The sequence below is a fragment of the Arthrobacter sp. SLBN-53 genome (assembly GCF_006715585.1).
In the GTDB taxonomy this organism is placed as follows: Bacteria; Actinomycetota; Actinomycetes; order Mycobacteriales; family Mycobacteriaceae; genus Mycobacterium; species Mycobacterium neoaurum_A.
In genome coordinates this window covers 4974777-4990130 of sequence record NZ_VFNN01000001.1, presented here as the reverse complement: position 1 = coordinate 4990130, position 15354 = coordinate 4974777, and the positions used below count along the sequence as shown (strand labels likewise).

The 15354-nt window shown below is 67.6% G+C and carries 15 protein-coding genes; 3 read left to right on the top strand and 12 right to left on the bottom strand.

The features are described from left to right. Positions 1 to 3: 3 nt before the first annotated feature. The gene (locus tag FBY28_RS24045; RefSeq protein ID WP_141869689.1) at positions 4 to 1215 is read left to right on the top strand and encodes an acyl-CoA dehydrogenase family protein; all 1212 of its coding nucleotides are present in this window, start codon (positions 4 to 6) and stop codon (positions 1213 to 1215) included. Here FBY28_RS24045 and pdxT read toward each other — a convergent pair whose 3' ends face one another. The 11 genes from pdxT to FBY28_RS23990 form a co-directional block, all read right to left on the bottom strand. Beyond that, the gene (gene pdxT, locus FBY28_RS24040) at positions 1216 to 1800 is read right to left on the bottom strand and encodes a pyridoxal 5'-phosphate synthase glutaminase subunit PdxT (protein WP_141869688.1); all 585 of its coding nucleotides are present in this window, start codon (positions 1798 to 1800) and stop codon (positions 1216 to 1218) included. Further along, positions 1797 to 2645 (bottom strand): acyl-CoA thioesterase II, encoded by an 849-nt coding sequence (tesB, locus tag FBY28_RS24035; protein WP_141869687.1) that lies wholly within the window; start codon positions 2643 to 2645, stop codon positions 1797 to 1799. The genes pdxT and tesB overlap by 4 nt, the downstream gene beginning before the upstream one ends. Before the next feature lie 35 nt (positions 2646 to 2680). Further along, entirely contained in the window at positions 2681 to 3583 is a 903-nt protein-coding gene (gene pdxS, locus FBY28_RS24030) for a pyridoxal 5'-phosphate synthase lyase subunit PdxS (RefSeq protein ID WP_019511267.1), read from the bottom strand. A 67-nt stretch (positions 3584 to 3650) separates the two neighbouring features. Next, positions 3651 to 4673 carry an NUDIX hydrolase gene (locus FBY28_RS24025; protein ID WP_141869686.1) on the bottom strand — a complete coding sequence of 341 codons (1023 nt, stop codon included), beginning with the start codon at positions 4671 to 4673 and terminating at the stop codon, positions 3651 to 3653. After that, the gene (locus FBY28_RS24020; RefSeq protein ID WP_141869685.1) at positions 4670 to 5815 is read right to left on the bottom strand and encodes a glycosyltransferase family 4 protein; all 1146 of its coding nucleotides are present in this window, start codon (positions 5813 to 5815) and stop codon (positions 4670 to 4672) included. The genes FBY28_RS24025 and FBY28_RS24020 overlap by 4 nt, the downstream gene beginning before the upstream one ends. Positions 5816 to 5823: 8 nt before the next feature. Then, complete coding sequence (locus FBY28_RS24015) at positions 5824 to 6774, bottom strand: phosphatidylinositol mannoside acyltransferase (RefSeq protein ID WP_141869684.1); 951 nt, start codon at positions 6772 to 6774, stop codon at positions 5824 to 5826. Then, on the bottom strand, positions 6771 to 7427 hold the full coding sequence (gene pgsA, locus FBY28_RS24010; protein ID WP_141869683.1) for a phosphatidylinositol phosphate synthase: 657 nt from the start codon (positions 7425 to 7427) through the stop codon (positions 6771 to 6773). Before pgsA ends, FBY28_RS24015 begins: the two co-directional genes overlap by 4 nt. After that, a complete protein-coding gene (locus FBY28_RS24005; RefSeq protein ID WP_141869682.1) occupies positions 7424 to 8008 on the bottom strand; it encodes an ATP adenylyltransferase in 585 nt (194 codons plus the stop codon). The genes pgsA and FBY28_RS24005 overlap by 4 nt, the downstream gene beginning before the upstream one ends. Beyond that, positions 8005 to 10059, bottom strand: a complete 2055-nt coding sequence (gene thrS / locus FBY28_RS24000) for a threonine--tRNA ligase (RefSeq protein ID WP_141869681.1) — start codon at positions 10057 to 10059, stop codon at positions 8005 to 8007. Before thrS ends, FBY28_RS24005 begins: the two co-directional genes overlap by 4 nt. Positions 10060 to 10125: 66 nt before the next feature. Then, entirely contained in the window at positions 10126 to 10551 is a 426-nt protein-coding gene (locus tag FBY28_RS23995; RefSeq protein ID WP_141869680.1) for a TIGR02611 family protein, read from the bottom strand. After that, positions 10548 to 11165, bottom strand: coding sequence for a PaaI family thioesterase (locus tag FBY28_RS23990; RefSeq protein WP_174241729.1), 618 nt, complete (start codon positions 11163 to 11165; stop codon positions 10548 to 10550). Before FBY28_RS23990 ends, FBY28_RS23995 begins: the two co-directional genes overlap by 4 nt. Before the next feature lie 61 nt (positions 11166 to 11226). Here FBY28_RS23990 and FBY28_RS23985 point away from each other — a divergent pair, with 61 nt between their 5' ends. Beyond that, positions 11227 to 11700 (top strand): DUF1990 domain-containing protein, encoded by a 474-nt coding sequence (locus tag FBY28_RS23985; protein ID WP_141869678.1) that lies wholly within the window; start codon positions 11227 to 11229, stop codon positions 11698 to 11700. Positions 11701 to 11711: 11 nt separating this feature from the next. Here the strand turns inward: FBY28_RS23985 and FBY28_RS23980 are convergent, their stop codons facing one another. Further along, positions 11712 to 12761: a phosphotransferase family protein gene (locus FBY28_RS23980; protein ID WP_141869677.1), complete on the bottom strand. Its 1050-nt coding sequence runs from the start codon at positions 12759 to 12761 to the stop codon at positions 11712 to 11714. Positions 12762 to 12842: 81 nt separating this feature from the next. Between FBY28_RS23980 and FBY28_RS23975 the strand changes: the two genes are divergently transcribed. Next, a complete protein-coding gene (locus tag FBY28_RS23975; protein WP_141869676.1) occupies positions 12843 to 15335 on the top strand; it encodes a glycogen/starch/alpha-glucan phosphorylase in 2493 nt (830 codons plus the stop codon). Positions 15336 to 15354 lie beyond the last annotated feature (19 nt).

Here is a 15354-nt window from a genome sequence, read left to right as displayed (position 1 = left end):
GCCATGACCTTCTCCCTGGAGTTGTCCTCCGACCTGCTCGACGTGCAGAAGTGGGTTCACGAGTTCGCCGCCGATGTCGTGCGGCCCGCTGCCCCCGAATGGGACGAGCGCGAGGAGACTCCGTGGCCGATCATCAAGGAGGCCGCCAAGATCGGCCTCTACTCCATGGAATTCTTCGCCGAGCAGGCCGCCGAGCCCTCCGGCCTCGGCATGATCGTGGCCTTCGAGGAGATGTTCTGGGGTGATGCCGGCATCGCGCTGTCCATTCTGGGCACGGGCCTGGCCGCGGCATCGCTGGCCGGCGGCGGCACTCCCGAACAGGTCGGCGAGTGGCTGCCGCAGATGTTCGGCAGCGTCGAGGACCCGAAGGTCGCGGCGTTCTGTTCCTCCGAGCCCGGCGCCGGCTCCGATGTCGGCTCGATCCTGACCAAGGCGCGCTACGACGAAGCCACCGACGAGTGGGTGCTCAACGGCACGAAGACGTGGGCGACCAACGGCGGTATCGCCGAGGTCCACATCGTGGTCGCCTCGGTGTATCCCGAATTCGGCAGCCGCGGGCAGGCGTCGTTCATCATCCCGCCCAACACCCCCGGCTTCAGCCAGGGCCAGAAGTTCCTCAAGCACGGCATCCGCGCCTCGCACACCGCCGAGGTGGTCCTGGAGGACGTGCGCATCCCCGGAAACCTGATCCTGGGCGGCAAGGAGAAGTTCGACGAGCGCATCGCCAGGGTGCGCGAAGGCAAGCGGACCAACGGCCAGGCCGCGATGGCCACCTTCGAGCGCACCCGGCCCACCGTGGGTGCCATGGCCGTCGGGGTGGCTCGCGCCGCCTACGAGTACGCCCTCGACTATGCCTGCGAGCGTGAGCAATTCGGCCGTAAGATCGGCGAGTTCCAGGGTGTGGCGTTCAAGCTGGCCGATATGAAGGCCCGCATCGATGCCGCCCGCCTGCTGGTCTACCGGGCGGGCTGGATGGCGCGCAACGGCAAGGCTTTCGAGTCCGCGGAGGGGTCGATGGCCAAGCTGGTCGCCAGCGAGACCGCCACCTATGTGACCGACGAGGCCATCCAGATCCTGGGCGGAAACGGTTACACCCGCGAGTACCCGGTGGAGCGGATGCACCGCGACGCCAAGATCTTCACCATCTTCGAGGGCACCAGCGAGATCCAGCGCCTGGTGATGGCCCGCACCCTGACCGGGCTGGCCATCCGCTAGTCAGCGCAGCGACTCCACGAACATCCGGTGCACCCGGCGGTCGCCGGTGACCTCGGGATGGAACGACGTCGCGAGGACCTTGCCCTGGCGCACCGCCACCGGATGGCCGGCGGCGGTGGCCAGCACCTCCACCGATTCTCCGACCCGTTCCACCCACGGCGCCCGGATGAAGACGGCGTGCACGTCGGAGTCCAGCCCGGCGAACGGGATGGACTCTTCGAAGGAATCGACCTGGCGTCCGAAAGCGTTGCGACGCACGGTCATATCGATGCCGCGTAGCGCGAGCGCCTCGCGGCCGGGCACCCCGGCGTCGAGGATCTCGGTGGCCAGCAGGATCATCCCCGCGCACGACCCGTAGGCGGGCATACCGTCGGCGAGCCGGGCCCGCAACGGTTCGAGCAACTCGAACTCGCGCAACAGATGACTCATCGCGGTGGATTCACCGCCCGGGATGACCAGGGCGTCCACCGAATCGAGTTCGGCGAGCCGACGCACCGTGCAGGCCTGTGCACCGGCCTCGGTGAGCGCCGCGAGGTGCTCGCGGGTGTCACCCTGCAGCGCGAGAACCCCGACCCTGACCGTCACTTCGCCGTCGGGACGAAATCGCGCTGATAGCGGGTCAGTCCCTCCTGCATCACCGAGGCGACCATCTCGCCGTACTGGTTGAACAGCTTGCCCTCGGTCAGTGCGCGACCACCGCAGGCCGAGGGTGAGGACTGGTCATAGAGCAGCCACTCGTCGGCGCGGAACGGGCGCATGAACCACATCGCGTGGTCCAGCGAGGCGATCATCAGGTGCTTGCGCTCTTCGGGATGGTTCACCTGCGCCGACCCCAGCAGGGTGAGATCCGACAGGTAGGCCAACGCACAGATGTGCAGCACCGGATCATCGGGCAGTGGGTCGCGGTGGCGGAACCACACCTGCTGTTGAGATGCCTTGCCCGGCAAGAGATTGGTTTGATCGCGCGGCACGATGCGGACATCCCACTCGTCGAACTGGCGGAAGCTGGCATCGTCGAAGACCCGGCTGACCGACTTGAAGTCGGGAATATCGTCCGGCGGCGGCGCCGTCGGCATGACGTCCTGGTGCTCGATACCGCTCTGATCGGTCTGAAACGATGCCGACATCGAGAAGATCGTCTCGCCGTGCTGGATTGCCGAAACCCGGCGGGTGCAGAACGAGCCGCCGTCACGAAGCCGTTCGACGCTGTACACCGTCGGAGACCGCGCGTCCCCGCCCTTCAGGAAATACCCGTGCAACGAGTGCACCTGGAATTTCGGGTCGACGGTCCGGACCGCCGACACCAGCGACTGCCCCGCCACGTGACCACCGAATGTGCGTTGCAGGAAACCTGATTCGGGGCTGAAGACACCCCCGCGATAGATGTTGACCTCGATCTGTTCCAGGTCGAGGATCTCTTCGATCGCCACTATCGTCCGCTCTTCGCGCAAGCGCTCATCACCGGCTACCAGCCGCGTTCGGCGAGCCGGTGCGGTGCCGGAATGTCGTCGACGTTGATACCGACCATGGCCTCACCCAGCCCGCGCGAGACCTTGGCCAGCACGTCGGGATCGTCGTAGAAGGTGGTGGCCTTGACGATCGCCGCGGCGCGCGCCGCCGGATCGCCGGACTTGAAGATGCCCGACCCGACGAACACGCCCTCGGCACCGAGCTGCATCATCATCGCCGCATCGGCCGGCGTCGCGATGCCACCGGCGGTGAACAACGTGACCGGCAACTTGCCCGCCTTGGCCACCTCGACCACCAGGTCATAGGGCGCCTGCAGTTCCTTGGCGGCCACGAACAACTCGTCCTCGCTCAGCGAGGTGAGACGGCGGATCTCGCCACCGATCTTGCGCATGTGGGTGGTGGCGTTGGAGACATCGCCGGTACCGGCCTCGCCCTTGGAGCGGATCATCGCCGCGCCCTCGGTGATCCGGCGCAGCGCCTCACCGAGGTTGGTCGCCCCGCACACGAACGGAACGGTGAAGCGCCACTTGTCGATGTGGTTGGTGTAGTCGGCCGGGGTGAGGACCTCGGACTCGTCGATGTAGTCGACACCGAGGCTCTGCAGGATCTGCGCCTCGACGAAATGGCCGATACGCACCTTGGCCATCACCGGGATGGTGACCGCGTCGATGATGCCCTCGATCATGTCCGGATCGCTCATCCGCGAGACGCCGCCCTGGGCCCGGATATCGGCGGGCACCCGCTCCAGAGCCATCACCGCGACGGCACCGGCGGCTTCGGCGATGCGCGCCTGCTCGGGGGTGACGACATCCATGATGACGCCGCCCTTGAGCATCTCGGCCATCCCGCGCTTCACCCGCGCGGTACCGGTCTGGCTGCCCTGCTCGCCGAATTCCATCGCAATCTCCTCTACTCAGGTACCGATCCAGTCTAAAGGTGGCACCAAAACAATTGAATCCGCAGCCTCAGCGAATGATCTGAGGCTGCGTACCCGGTCCCGCACCCCGCACATCGGCGAGCTCGCCGGCCTTGGCCAACAACGCGCCGAGCTGTCGGGGGTATACGGATTCTCCGTTGGCGTCCAGCTCGGCGATCATTGTCGCATCGCACCAACGATGGCCTTGAATGTAGCGGCGCTCCAGCTCGTCGTAGCCGGCGCTGGACGGGTCGAACCGCCGGGTGCGGTGCACGAAGAAGTGTTCCTCGCTGCGCATCACCGACCCGTTGAAATCGATCAGGGCGTCCCTACGCCAGACGGGTCCGACCAGCTGCTCCCCCGTCAACCGCAGGCCGGTCTCCTCGAACAGTTCACGCGCCGCGGCGTCGGCGAGCTCCTCACCGGGCTCCACCGCCCCGCCGACGGTGAACCACCAGCGCCGGCTGCCGTCGCCTGCCGGGTCCGAACCCCGGAACAGCAGCACACAGCCGTGCTCGTCGAGCAGCACGATCCGGGCCGACACCCGTTGGGCCACGCCGTGGCGCGCGGCAAGGCCCGCACGTTCGGCGATCTCGAAATATGTGGGCAGCGCGGCGGTGCCGCCGAGGTGCAGCAACCGCACCATGGGGCGTTCGCGCAGCGCCAGGGTGTCGCGCACCGCGTCGTTGTGGAAGCGACGCGCCAGCAGTACCCGCGCCTCGGCATCGGCCAGTTCGGCCACCAGCGCCGCGGACAGGACCGCCGGATCGACCAGTGTCAGCGCCGCCGAGAGGGCATTCTCGGCGGCCTCCCGCGACGGGCGGTCGGCGCGCTCGGCCGCGTCGGCCAGCGCGGCGAGCCGCTGCGCCTGCGGGCCGTGTCCGTAGGCGTCGAGCGCGACCGCCCGCGCGACCACCGCGCGGCGGGCCAGCGCCGCATCAAGGGCCTGCCAGGACATGTCGTAGCGGACATGTAACCGATCGAGCCGGTTGGCGGTCAGATACGCCCAGCTACCGGTCAGCAACAGGGCCGCACCCAGCACCACCAGCAGCACGACGAGCCAGATCATCATGCGGTGCTCCGCCCCGCCGTACCCGTGACCTGCACCTTGTTACCGGAGCCACCCACCGTCTCGTACACGCGCATGATCTCGCCGGCCACCACCGACCAGTCATAGCGCCGCACGGCAACTGCGGCGGCCCGGATGTAACCATGCCGGGCCTCGTCATCGCCGAGGACCTCGATCAGACCATCGGCCAATGCATCGGCGTCATCGACGGCCACCAACCGACCGGCCGTTCCCCCTTCGAGCACCCGTCCGAAGGCGTCCAGATCGCTGGCGACCACGGCGGTGCCCGCCGCCATCGCCTCCACCAGGACGATGCCGAAGCTCTCACCGCCGGTGTTCGGCGCGCAGTACACGTCGACGCTGCGCAAGGCCGACGCCTTGGTCGCATCATCCACCGCGCCCAGGAAACGCAGATTGCGCGCGTATTCGCCGGCGTGCTCCGACAATTCGGCCTCATCCCCACGACCGACGATCAGCACCTCGATATCGGGAAACCGCTCGACCAGCCGCGGCAGGGCCGCCAGCAACACCGCCATCCCCTTGCGCGGCTCGTCGAAGCGGCCGAGGAACAGGATCGCGCACCCCGGCCGCGGGTAACCGTCCAGCGTCGGCGCGTCGGCGAACTCGGCGACGTTGACCCCGTTTGGGATCTCCACCGCATCCGAGCCGAGGGCCTCCATCTGCCAGCGCCTGGCCAGATCGGACACCGCGATGCGGCCGACGATCTTCTCGTTCAGCGGCCGCAACATTCCCTGAAAGACGCTGAGCGTCAACGATTTCGTCGTCGAGGTGTGGAAGGTCGCGACGATCGGCCCCTCGGCGATCATCAACGCCAGCATCGAGACGCTCGGCGCGTTCGGTTCGTGCAGATGCAGCACGTCGAACTGGCCGTCGATGAGCCACCTCTTGACCTTGCGGTGGGTGGCCGGGCCGAAACGCAGCCGCGCCACCGAACCGTTGTACGGGATCGGGACCGCCCGGCCGCCGGAGACGACGTACTCGGGCAGGCTGACGTGTGGGGAGGCCGGGGCCAGCACACTGACCTCGTGCCCCTGGGCGCGGAAGACCTCGGCCAACTGCAGCACGTGCGCCTGGACCCCACCGTGTACGTCGAACGAGTACGGGCACACCATCCCGATGCGCATGCGCTCCCCTAGCTTCCTTCGAGGCGAGCGCGGCGCTCGGCCGACAGATCGGCGAGCCACTGCGGCTGCAGCATGTGCCAATCCTCGGGGTGTTCGGCGATACCGTCGGCGAACAGGTCGGCCATCGCCTGGGTGATCACTGCGATATCACCCGAGGAGGTATCCAGCGGGGGGTGGATCCGCAGGCCCCACCCGTCACCGTCGAACCACGTGTGGGTGGGCAGCAGGGCCGCACCGGTCTCACACGCCAGCCTCGCCGGACCCGACGGCAGCCGGGTCTGCTCACCGAAGAAGGTCACCGGGACACCGGACCGGGTCAGGTCGCGGTCGGACATCAGGCAGACGATTCCGTTGTCGCGCAACCGTTGCTGAAGGATCTCCGAGGGTGGGCGGGGTCCACCGGTCAGCGGCAGCACCTCGAAGCCCAGGCTCTCGCGGTAGGCGACGAACCTGTTGTACAGGGACTCGGGTTTGAGCCGTTCGGCGACGGTGGCGAACCGACCGTAGGTGTTGGCCATCCATACCCCGGCGATATCCCAGTTGCCACTGTGCGGCAGCGCAAGCATCACCCCACGCCCGGCCTGCAACGCCTGCTCGACATGGAGGTGGCCCTCGACACGTTCCTGCACTCGCGCGGCCACCGCGGCGTGATCCATCGACGGCAGCCGGAACGCCTCGCGCCAATACCGGCCGTAGGAGGCCAGCGAGGCGCGGACCAGGGCGTCGGGTACCTGGTCGGGCGGCACCCCGATGACGCGCGCCAGATTCTTGCGCAACTGGGCGGGGCCGCCGCCGCGCGCTGCGTAGAGCGCACCAGCGTCGAACATGTTGCGGGCCGCGAACTCCGGCATGGCGCGCACCAGTTGCCAGCCCGCCGCGTACCCGAGGTCGGACAGCTGACCGCCGAGCGGCACCCGGAAACCGCGCACATTCGGCAGTCCGGCCGACGGCGTGCTCACTGACCGTCCTCGGCGGGTTCGGCCGGGGCAGGTAGTGAATCCATGGCCCCCGGCGAGGTCCGCACGGCATGCAACCGCTGCGCCAGGGTCACCAGGCTGGCGACCGCGAGACCCCACATCGCCACGTCCAGCAGGATCGGCAACCCGAACAGCCCGGCGAATCCGGCGCCCATCAGCACGATGACCAGCCGTTCCGGGCGTTCGATGATGCCACCGTCACCGCGCAGACCGCTGGCCTCGGCGCGGGCCTTGATATAGGAGATGACCTGGGAGGTGACCAAGCAGATCAGTCCGGCCGCCACCAGGGCGCTGTTGTGCGCACTGAATGCCGCCCACCACACCAGTCCGCCGAATATCGCACCGTCGCTGAGGCGGTCACAGGTCGCGTCCAGCACGGCGCCGAATCGCGTTCCACCGCCACGTTCTCGGGCCATCGCGCCGTCGAGCATGTCGGCCAGCACGAAGAAGAACACCGCCACCGAGCCCCACCACAGTTGCCCCATCGGGTACAGCGTCAGTGCCGCCACGATGGAGCCGGCCGTCCCGAGGATGGTGATGCTGTCCGGGGTGAGCCCGGTGCGCAGTGCCGCCCTGGCGACCGGTCCCGAAATCTTGGTGTAGGCCGCCCGGGTCATCAGGTAGAAGTTGCTCATCGCGGGGGCTGCTCCGACTGCCTTACCCATTCGTCGGCCAGCAGTGTGCGTGTCTCACCCAGCAGCTGCGGGATCACCTTCGACCCGCCGATGATGGTGATGAAGTTGGCGTCCCCGCCCCAGCGGGGCACGACGTGCATGTGCAGGTGTTCGGCCAGGGATCCGCCCGCCGAGGTGCCCAGGTTCAGCCCGACGTTGAAACCGTGCGGACGGGACACCGCCTTGATCACCCGAATGGCCTTCTGGGTGAAGGCCATCAACTCGGCGGTCTCGTCGGCGCTCAGGTCTTCCAGCTCGGACACCCGCCGATACGGCACCACCATGAGGTGCCCCGGGTTGTAGGGGTACAGGTTGAGTACCGCGTACACCAGTTCACCGCGCGCCACCATCAGGCCGTCCTCATCCGACATCGCGGGGATGTCGGTGAAGGGTTCCTTCGACTGCGCCGAACCGGAACCCTTCTTCATCGGCGACTCGGCGATATAGCTCATCCGGTGCGGAGTCCACAACCGCTGTAGATGATCGGGGTCACCGACCCCGGTGTCGACTATCGCGTCGTTGCCGTCGGAGTCCTCGCTCATGTCGGCACCGACAGCAGATCCGCGGTGGGAGTGGCGTTCTCGCGGCGGGCGATCCAGTCGGCGATCGCGTCCACGGCGGCATCGCGGGCGATCCCGTTGACCTGGGTGCGGTCGCCGAACCGGAAGCTGACCGCCCCCGCGTCGACGTCCTTGTCACCGGCCAGCAGCATGAACGGCACCCGCTGGTTGGTGTGGTTGACGATCTTCTTGGCCATCCGGTCGTCACTGGCGTCCACCTCGACCCGCACCCCGCGGGAACGCAGTTGCGCGGCAACATCTTCCAGGTACGGAAGGTGCGCGTCGGCAACGGGCACCCCGACCACCTGCACCGGCGCGAGCCACGCCGGGAACGCACCGGCGTAATGCTCGGTGAGCACCCCGAAGAACCGCTCGATGGAACCGAACAGCGCACGGTGGATCAGCACGGGGCGCTGCCGGCTGCCGTCCGGGGCGGTGTACTCCAACTCGAACCGGTCGGGCATGTTGAAATCGAGCTGGATGGTCGACATCTGCCAGCTACGGCCCAACGCATCCTTGACCTGCACCGAGATCTTGGGACCGTAGAAGGCGGCGCCGCCGGGATCGGGCACCAGGTCCAGCCCGGAGGCCTCGGCCACCTCGCGCAGCGTGGCGGTGGCCTCCTCCCACAACTCGTCGGAACCGACGGACTTCTCCGGGTCCCTGGTCGAGAGCTCCAGGTAGAAATCGTCGAGGCCGTAGTCGGACAGCAGGTCGAGCACGAACTGCAGCAGTGAGGTCAGCTCATCGCGCATCTGCTCGCGGGTGGTGTAGATGTGCGCATCGTCCTGGGTCATGCCGCGCACCCGGGTCAGGCCGTGCACCACGCCGGACTTCTCGTAGCGGTACACCGATCCGAACTCGAAGAGCCGCAGCGGCAATTCGCGGTAGGAGCGGCCCCGCGACCGGTAGATCAGGTGGTGCATGGGGCAGTTCATCGGCTTCAGGTAGTAGTCCTGGCCGGGCTTGCGGACCGTGCCGTCCTCGTTGTACTCGGCGTCGATCTGCATCGGCGGGAACATGCCGTCGGCGTACCACTCCAGGTGCCCCGAGGTGATGTAGAGATTTTCCTTGGTGATGTGCGGGGTGTTGACGAACTGGTAGCCGGCCTGCTCGTGCTTGCGCCGCGAGTAGTCCTCCAGTTCCTTGCGGATGATGCCGCCCTTCGGGTGGAAGACGGGCAGTCCCGAGCCGAGCTCGTCGGGGAAGCTGAACAGGTCCAGCTCGACGCCGAGCTTGCGATGGTCGCGGCGCTGCGCCTCCTCGATCAGCTCCAGATGCTTGTCGAGGGCTTCCTGGGACTCCCACGCGGTGCCGTACACCCGCTGCAGGCTGGCGTTGTTCTGGTTGCCGCGCCAGTACGCCGCGCTGCTGCGGGTCAGCTTGAAGGCGGGGATGAAGCGGGTGGTCGGGATGTGCGGGCCGCGGCACAGGTCGCCCCAGATCCGCTCCTTGGTGCGCGGGTTGAGGTTGTCGTAGGCGGTGAGCTCGTCGCCGCCGACCTCCATCACCTCCGGATCATCGGCCCCGGACTTGTCGTCGACCAGTTCCAGCTTGTAGGGCTCACCGGAAAGCTCTTCGCGCGCCTGCTCTTTGGACTCGTAGACGCGCCGGGAGAACAGCTGACCGTCCTTGATGATCTTGGCCATCCGCTTCTCCAGCTTGGCCAGGTCCTCCGGGGTGAACGGTTCGGCGACGTCGAAGTCGTAGTAGAAGCCGTCGGTGATGGGCGGGCCGATGCCGAGCTTGGCCTGTGGGAAGAGCTCCTGCACCGCTTGGGCCAGCACGTGGGCGCACGAGTGCCGGATGACGCTGCGGCCGTCCTCGGTGTCGGCGGCCACCGGCTCGACGTCGGCGTCGGTGTCCGGCGACCAGCTCAGGTCGCGTAGCCGGCCCTCGGCGTCCCGCACGACGACGATGGCGTCGGGCGCGCCGCGCTCGGGCAGTCCCGCCTCGCGCACCGCCGCCCCGGCGGTAGTCCCGGCAGCCACCCGGATCGGGGCTGCGGGGGCTTTACTGGCGGCGGCGGTCATCGGTGGATCTCCTCATCGGCTCGAGTGAATCGCGACCATGCTATCGGTGTTGGGCCAGCGCAATACCTACGACCCGATGCCTATCGGGCTCTTCAGCCAGGACCAATCGATTCCGACCCAGCCGGCGACCAGCGCGAGCGCCCCGAACAGCCACAGCGATGCGATGACGACGGCCGCCGTCAACAGCGCGCTCAGCGCCTTCACGGCGATGTGCTGTCTGGCGAACCAGTCCATCGCGCGGTCATAGCGGATCCGCACCCACTGCAGCACGACCTGCGCGGCGCGGAACTCCGTAGCCAGGATCCCCAGCCCCAGGAAGACGATGGCCCACCCCGGACCCGGGTACGGGATGGCGATGATGCCGACGATCAGCACCAGGGTGCCGACCACGCCCACCACCGATCGGTAGATCAGGTCGGCGACCGGCCGCTCACGCAGCGTGTCGCGCCACCGTGCCCAGGCCCGCTTGTCGGGCTTACCGGCATCGGTCATGGCTGCCCCGGCTTCAGCCGCACGAACAGCGCGTCGGCCTCGGTGAGCACCTCGGCACCATCGAGCAGCCGTCCGCTGACGAACATCTTGCGGCCCTCGATGCGGTCGATACCGGCCTCGACCTGCAGCTCGCGCCCGATGGGAACGATCTTGCGGTAGTCGATGCCCAGATGCGCCGTGCGCTGGTAGGAGCTCTTGGTGAGCTTGGCGGTGGTGAACCCGAGCAGTGAGTCGAACAGCAGTCCGAGCACCCCGCCGTGCACGGCACTGTTGCGGCCGAGGTGGTAGCGGCGGAACAGCACGGTGCCGGTGACCCGGTCGTCGGCGACGCGCAGATCCATCGGGACCGACATGATGTTGCCCCGGTTGGGCAGGTCGAGCCTGCGGCCCGACGGGGAATGCCATTCGTCGGCCTCATAGGGCGCCAGCAGTGCCGAGGCCTTCTCGATCAGATCGGCCGCTTCGCTGATGACCTCGTCGGGCGCGTCCGCGGCCCGCGCGTGGTCCTGCAGGGTCCGGACCGCTTCGACGAAACGTCCGTAGTCGGGGCCACCCTTGTCGGTCGGCTCGGGCGGGTTGAACCCGCCGCCGGGGTGCGCGGTGCCGATGGTCACGGCAGTCACGTTATTGCACGACCGCACCGCCGCAGCGCACGCGCCTGCGATAGTGGCAGGGATGGATCTGACCTATGCCGAGGTGGGTGCGACCAACGGCCCGCTGCCCGCCGGCTACCAGCACGTCCGGGTCTCCGCGGTGATCGGGCACGGGCGCGCCCGCTTCGAGGAGGCCGCCGATGCCGTCCTGCACTGGGGCATGCAGCGCGGCGCAGGGGTGCTGGTCCATGCCGATGCCGCGTCGGCCGCCGTCGGGGTCGAGGTGACCGTGGGATTCTGGCCGCTGCGAGCGCCGTGTCGGGTGGTCTATCTGCTCGACGAACCGGACCGCCGTGGCTTCGCCTACGGAACATTGCCCGGGCACCCCGAGACCGGCGAGGAACTGTTCGCGGTCCGCTACGACCCCACCGACGGTTCGGTGCATGCCGAGGTGACCGCCTTTTCCAGACACGCGACGTGGTGGAGCAAGCTGGGCGGTCCGGTGACCCGGCTGGCGCAGCGGGTGATCACCCGCCGCTATCTGAGCGCGGTGTAGCGGACGCGCACTCACCCACCGGCCAGCGCCCAGGCCCGTTCGGCCAACCCGCGGTAGCGGGAGCGGAACAACTCGGTGCCTGCGCGGGCGTCGGCGGCATTACCGTCCAGACCGCGCCGCCACACCCCCGCCACGATCGCGGCCAACCGGAACATCGAGAAGATGACGAAGATCGGCAGATCCTGCGGGATCTCGCGGCCGGCGTGGCGGCAGTACTCGGCGACGAAGGCGGATTCGTCCGGGATCCCGGTGCCGGTCAGGTCCTCCCCCGCCACCCCCATCAGCGGGTCGCTGTCCCCGGGCAGGTGATAGGTCATCGCCGCATAGCCGAGATCGGCCAGCGGATGGCCGATGGTGGACAGCTCCCAGTCCAGCACGGCGACGATGCGTGGTTCGGTGGGATGCAGCAGCACATTGCCCAGCCGGTAGTCACCGTGGGCGATACAGGCCTCGTCGGTGCTCGGCAGGTGCGCGGGCAGCCATGCCGCCAGCCGGTCCATCTCGGCGCACTCCTCGACCTTGACGGTCTCCCACGTCCTGGTCCACAGCACCACCTGCCGCGCCAGATAACCCTCCGGGCGCCCGAAATCGGACAATCCCGCGGACCGCCAGTCCACGGCGTGCAGGGCGGCCAGCACCCTGGCCAGGTCCCGGTACACCGTGGCCCGCTCGGCGGGTGTCCCGTCGCGCAGCACCCGGTCGGCGAAGATCCGGCCCGGCACATGGTCCATCACGAAGAACGGGGTGCCCAGCACCGAGTCGTCGGTGCACAACACCCGCATCCTGGGCACCGGCACCGCGCTGTCGGCCAGCGCGGACATCACCCGGTACTCGCGTGCCACATCGTGCGCCTTGGGCAGCAGCACGCCGGGCGGTTTCTTGCGCAGGACGAATTGTCCTGTCGCACTACGGATGTGAAAGGTCGGGTTGCTCTGCCCGCCCTGGAACTGGCGGATCTGCAGCGGACCGTCGATACCGTGCCCGCCCAGGAAACGGGCCAGCGATTGCTCGTCGAACCGATGCTGGGGCAGGACGTCGACGAGTTCGGGCACACCGGACATGCGGGCAGCGTCTCATATCCGTTCACCGGGCCGACGCGCATTGAGCGCGCGCGGTACGCGCGTGGCTGCAAGACTTCGATCATGACCGATGTCGCCGCCTCCGCGCCCGCCTACGAACCCAGCCGCACCGGACTCTCGGCCGACGCACTGCGACGGGCCATCATCGACCACATCCGCTACTCGATCGGCAGGCCGGCCGCCGCGCTGCGCCCCGAGCACTACTACCGGGCGCTGGCGCTGGCGGTTCGTGACCGGATGCAGGACAACCGGGTCGCCTCCACCCAGACATCGTTGGACCTGGGCAGCAAGCTCACCTGTTACCTGTCCGCGGAATTCTTGATGGGCCCGCAGCTGGGTGCCAATCTGCTCAACCTGGGCATCGAGAACGCGGCGCGCACCGCGCTGGCCGAGCTCGGTCAGGATCTGGAAGAGGTGCTCGACTGCGAGGAGGAGCCCGGATTGGGCAACGGCGGCCTGGGCCGGTTGGCCGCGTGCTACCTGGACTCGCTGGCCACCCTGGAGCGGCCCGCCATCGGCTACGGCATCCGCTACGAGTTCGGCATCTTCGACCAGGAGCTGCAGGACGGCTGGCAGGTCGAGAAGACCGACAACTGGTTGCTCAACGGAAACCCGTGGGAGATCGCCAAACCCGATGTCCACTACCCGGTGCTGTGGGGTGGGCACACCGAGCGCTATCACGATGATGCCGGGGTGCTGCGCGCCCGCTGGATCCCCCAGCGCGTCATCCAGGGCGTCGCCTATGACACCCCGATCCAGGGTTACGGCGTCAAGACGTGCAATGTGCTCACCCTGTGGAGTGCGCGGGCGGTGCAGTCGTTCGCCCTGGAGGCCTTCAACACCGGCGACTACTACAAGGCCGTCGAGGAGGAGGTCACCTCCGAGACCGTCACCAAGGTGCTCTACCCCAACGACGAGCCCGAGGTGGGCAAGCGACTGCGCCTGCTGCAGCAGTTCTTCTTCGTCTCGTGCTCGCTGCAGCATGTACTGCACATCGTCGACGATCTGGCCGATCTGTCCATCTACGAACTGGCCGAGAAGTTCGCCATCCAGCTCAACGACACGCACCCCTCGATCGGAGTCGCGGAGCTGATGCGGCTACTGGTCGACGAGCGCCGCCTGGACTGGAACACGGCGTGGGCGATCACGGTGGCCACCTTCGGCTACACCAACCACACGCTGCTGCCGGAGGCGCTGGAGAAGTGGCCGCTGGGGATCTTCGGCGAGAGCCTGCCCCGGCACCTGGAGATCATCTACGAGATCAACAGCCGGTTCCTCGACGAGGTCAGGGCCCGGTTCCCCGGTGACGAGGACCGGGTGCGGCGGATGTCGCTGATCGACGAGGACGGCGGCAAGTCGGTGCGGATGGCGCACCTGGCCACTGTGGGCAGCCACGCGATCAACGGGGTTGCCGCCCTGCACAGCGAGTTGCTCAAGGACAGCGTGCTCAAGGATTTCTACGAGATGTGGCCGGAGCGGTTCTCCAACAAGACCAACGGGGTGACCCCGCGCCGCTTCGTCGCCCTGTCCAATCCCGGGCTGCGCCAACTGTTCGATCGCACCGTCGGCGACGGCTGGCTGACCCACCTGGACCGGTTACGCGGGCTGGAGGCCTTCATCGACGATGACGGTTTCCGCGCCGAGTGGCGCGATGTGAAGCGCGCCAACAAATCCCGGCTGGCCGACTTCGTCTACGCCGAGACCGGTGTCGAGCTCGATCCCACCTGGTTGTTCGACATCCAGGTCAAGCGCATCCACGAGTACAAGCGCCAGCACCTCAACGTGCTCAATATCGTCACGCAGTATCTGCGCATCAAGAACAATCCCGGCATCGACATGGCGCCGCGGGCGTACATCTTCGGTGGCAAGGCCGCCCCCGGGTACTTCCTGGCCAAACGGATCATCAAGCTCATCACCGCCGTCGGCGACATGGTCAACTTCGATCCCGAGGTCAACCGGTACATGAAGGTGGTCTTCCTGCCGAACTTCAACGTGCAGAACGCCCACCTGATCTATCCGGCCGCCAACCTCTCCGAGCAGATCTCCACCGCGGGCAAGGAGGCCTCGGGCACCGGCAACATGAAGTTCATGATGAACGGTGCGTTGACCATCGGCACGCTCGACGGTGCGAACGTCGAGATCCGCGCCGAGGCCGGTCCAGAGAACTTCTTCCTGTTCGGGCTCACCGTGGAGGAGGTCGAGGAGCTCAAGCGCAACGGTTATCGACCGTCGTCCTACATCGCCGCGGATCCGGAACTGCGGGCCGTCCTCGATCTGATTGCCGGCGGCCATTTCTCGCACGGGGACACCGAGGTGTTCCGGCCGCTGATCGACAACCTCACCTACGACGACCCGTTCCTGGTGCTGGCCGACTACGCCTCGTATGTCGCGTGCCAGGACCGGGTCAGCGCCGCCTGGCAGGACCGTGACGCCTGGTCGCGGATGTCGATACTCAACTCCGCCCGCAGCGGCAAATTCTCCTCCGACCGGGCGATCGCTGAATACTGCGATGACATCTGGGGGGTGCACGCCGTCACGGTGACGAACGGAAAATGACGCGGGTGTTTATATCGCG

Excerpts from the sequence above, each read along its gene's own strand:
- FBY28_RS23980 (WP_141869677.1), bottom strand. The coding sequence starts at position 12,761 with ATGTCCGGTGTGCCCGAACTCGTCGACGTCCTGCCCCAGCATCGGTTC.
- FBY28_RS23985 (WP_141869678.1), top strand. The coding sequence starts at position 11,227 with ATGGATCTGACCTATGCCGAGGTGGGTGCGACCAACGGCCCGCTGCCC.
- pgsA (WP_141869683.1), bottom strand. The coding sequence starts at position 7,427 with ATGAGCAACTTCTACCTGATGACCCGGGCGGCCTACACCAAGATTTCG.
- thrS (WP_141869681.1), bottom strand. The coding sequence starts at position 10,059 with ATGACCGCCGCCGCCAGTAAAGCCCCCGCAGCCCCGATCCGGGTGGCT.
- FBY28_RS23995 (WP_141869680.1), bottom strand. The coding sequence starts at position 10,551 with ATGACCGATGCCGGTAAGCCCGACAAGCGGGCCTGGGCACGGTGGCGC.
- FBY28_RS23975 (WP_141869676.1), top strand. The coding sequence starts at position 12,843 with ATGACCGATGTCGCCGCCTCCGCGCCCGCCTACGAACCCAGCCGCACC.
- pdxS (WP_019511267.1), bottom strand. The coding sequence starts at position 3,583 with ATGGAATTCGGCGAGCAGGGCAGCCAGACCGGTACCGCGCGGGTGAAG.
- FBY28_RS24005 (WP_141869682.1), bottom strand. The coding sequence starts at position 8,008 with ATGAGCGAGGACTCCGACGGCAACGACGCGATAGTCGACACCGGGGTC.
- FBY28_RS24045 (WP_141869689.1), top strand. The coding sequence starts at position 4 with ATGACCTTCTCCCTGGAGTTGTCCTCCGACCTGCTCGACGTGCAGAAG.
- FBY28_RS24020 (WP_141869685.1), bottom strand. The coding sequence starts at position 5,815 with ATGCGCATCGGGATGGTGTGCCCGTACTCGTTCGACGTACACGGTGGG.
- FBY28_RS24025 (WP_141869686.1), bottom strand. The coding sequence starts at position 4,673 with ATGATGATCTGGCTCGTCGTGCTGCTGGTGGTGCTGGGTGCGGCCCTG.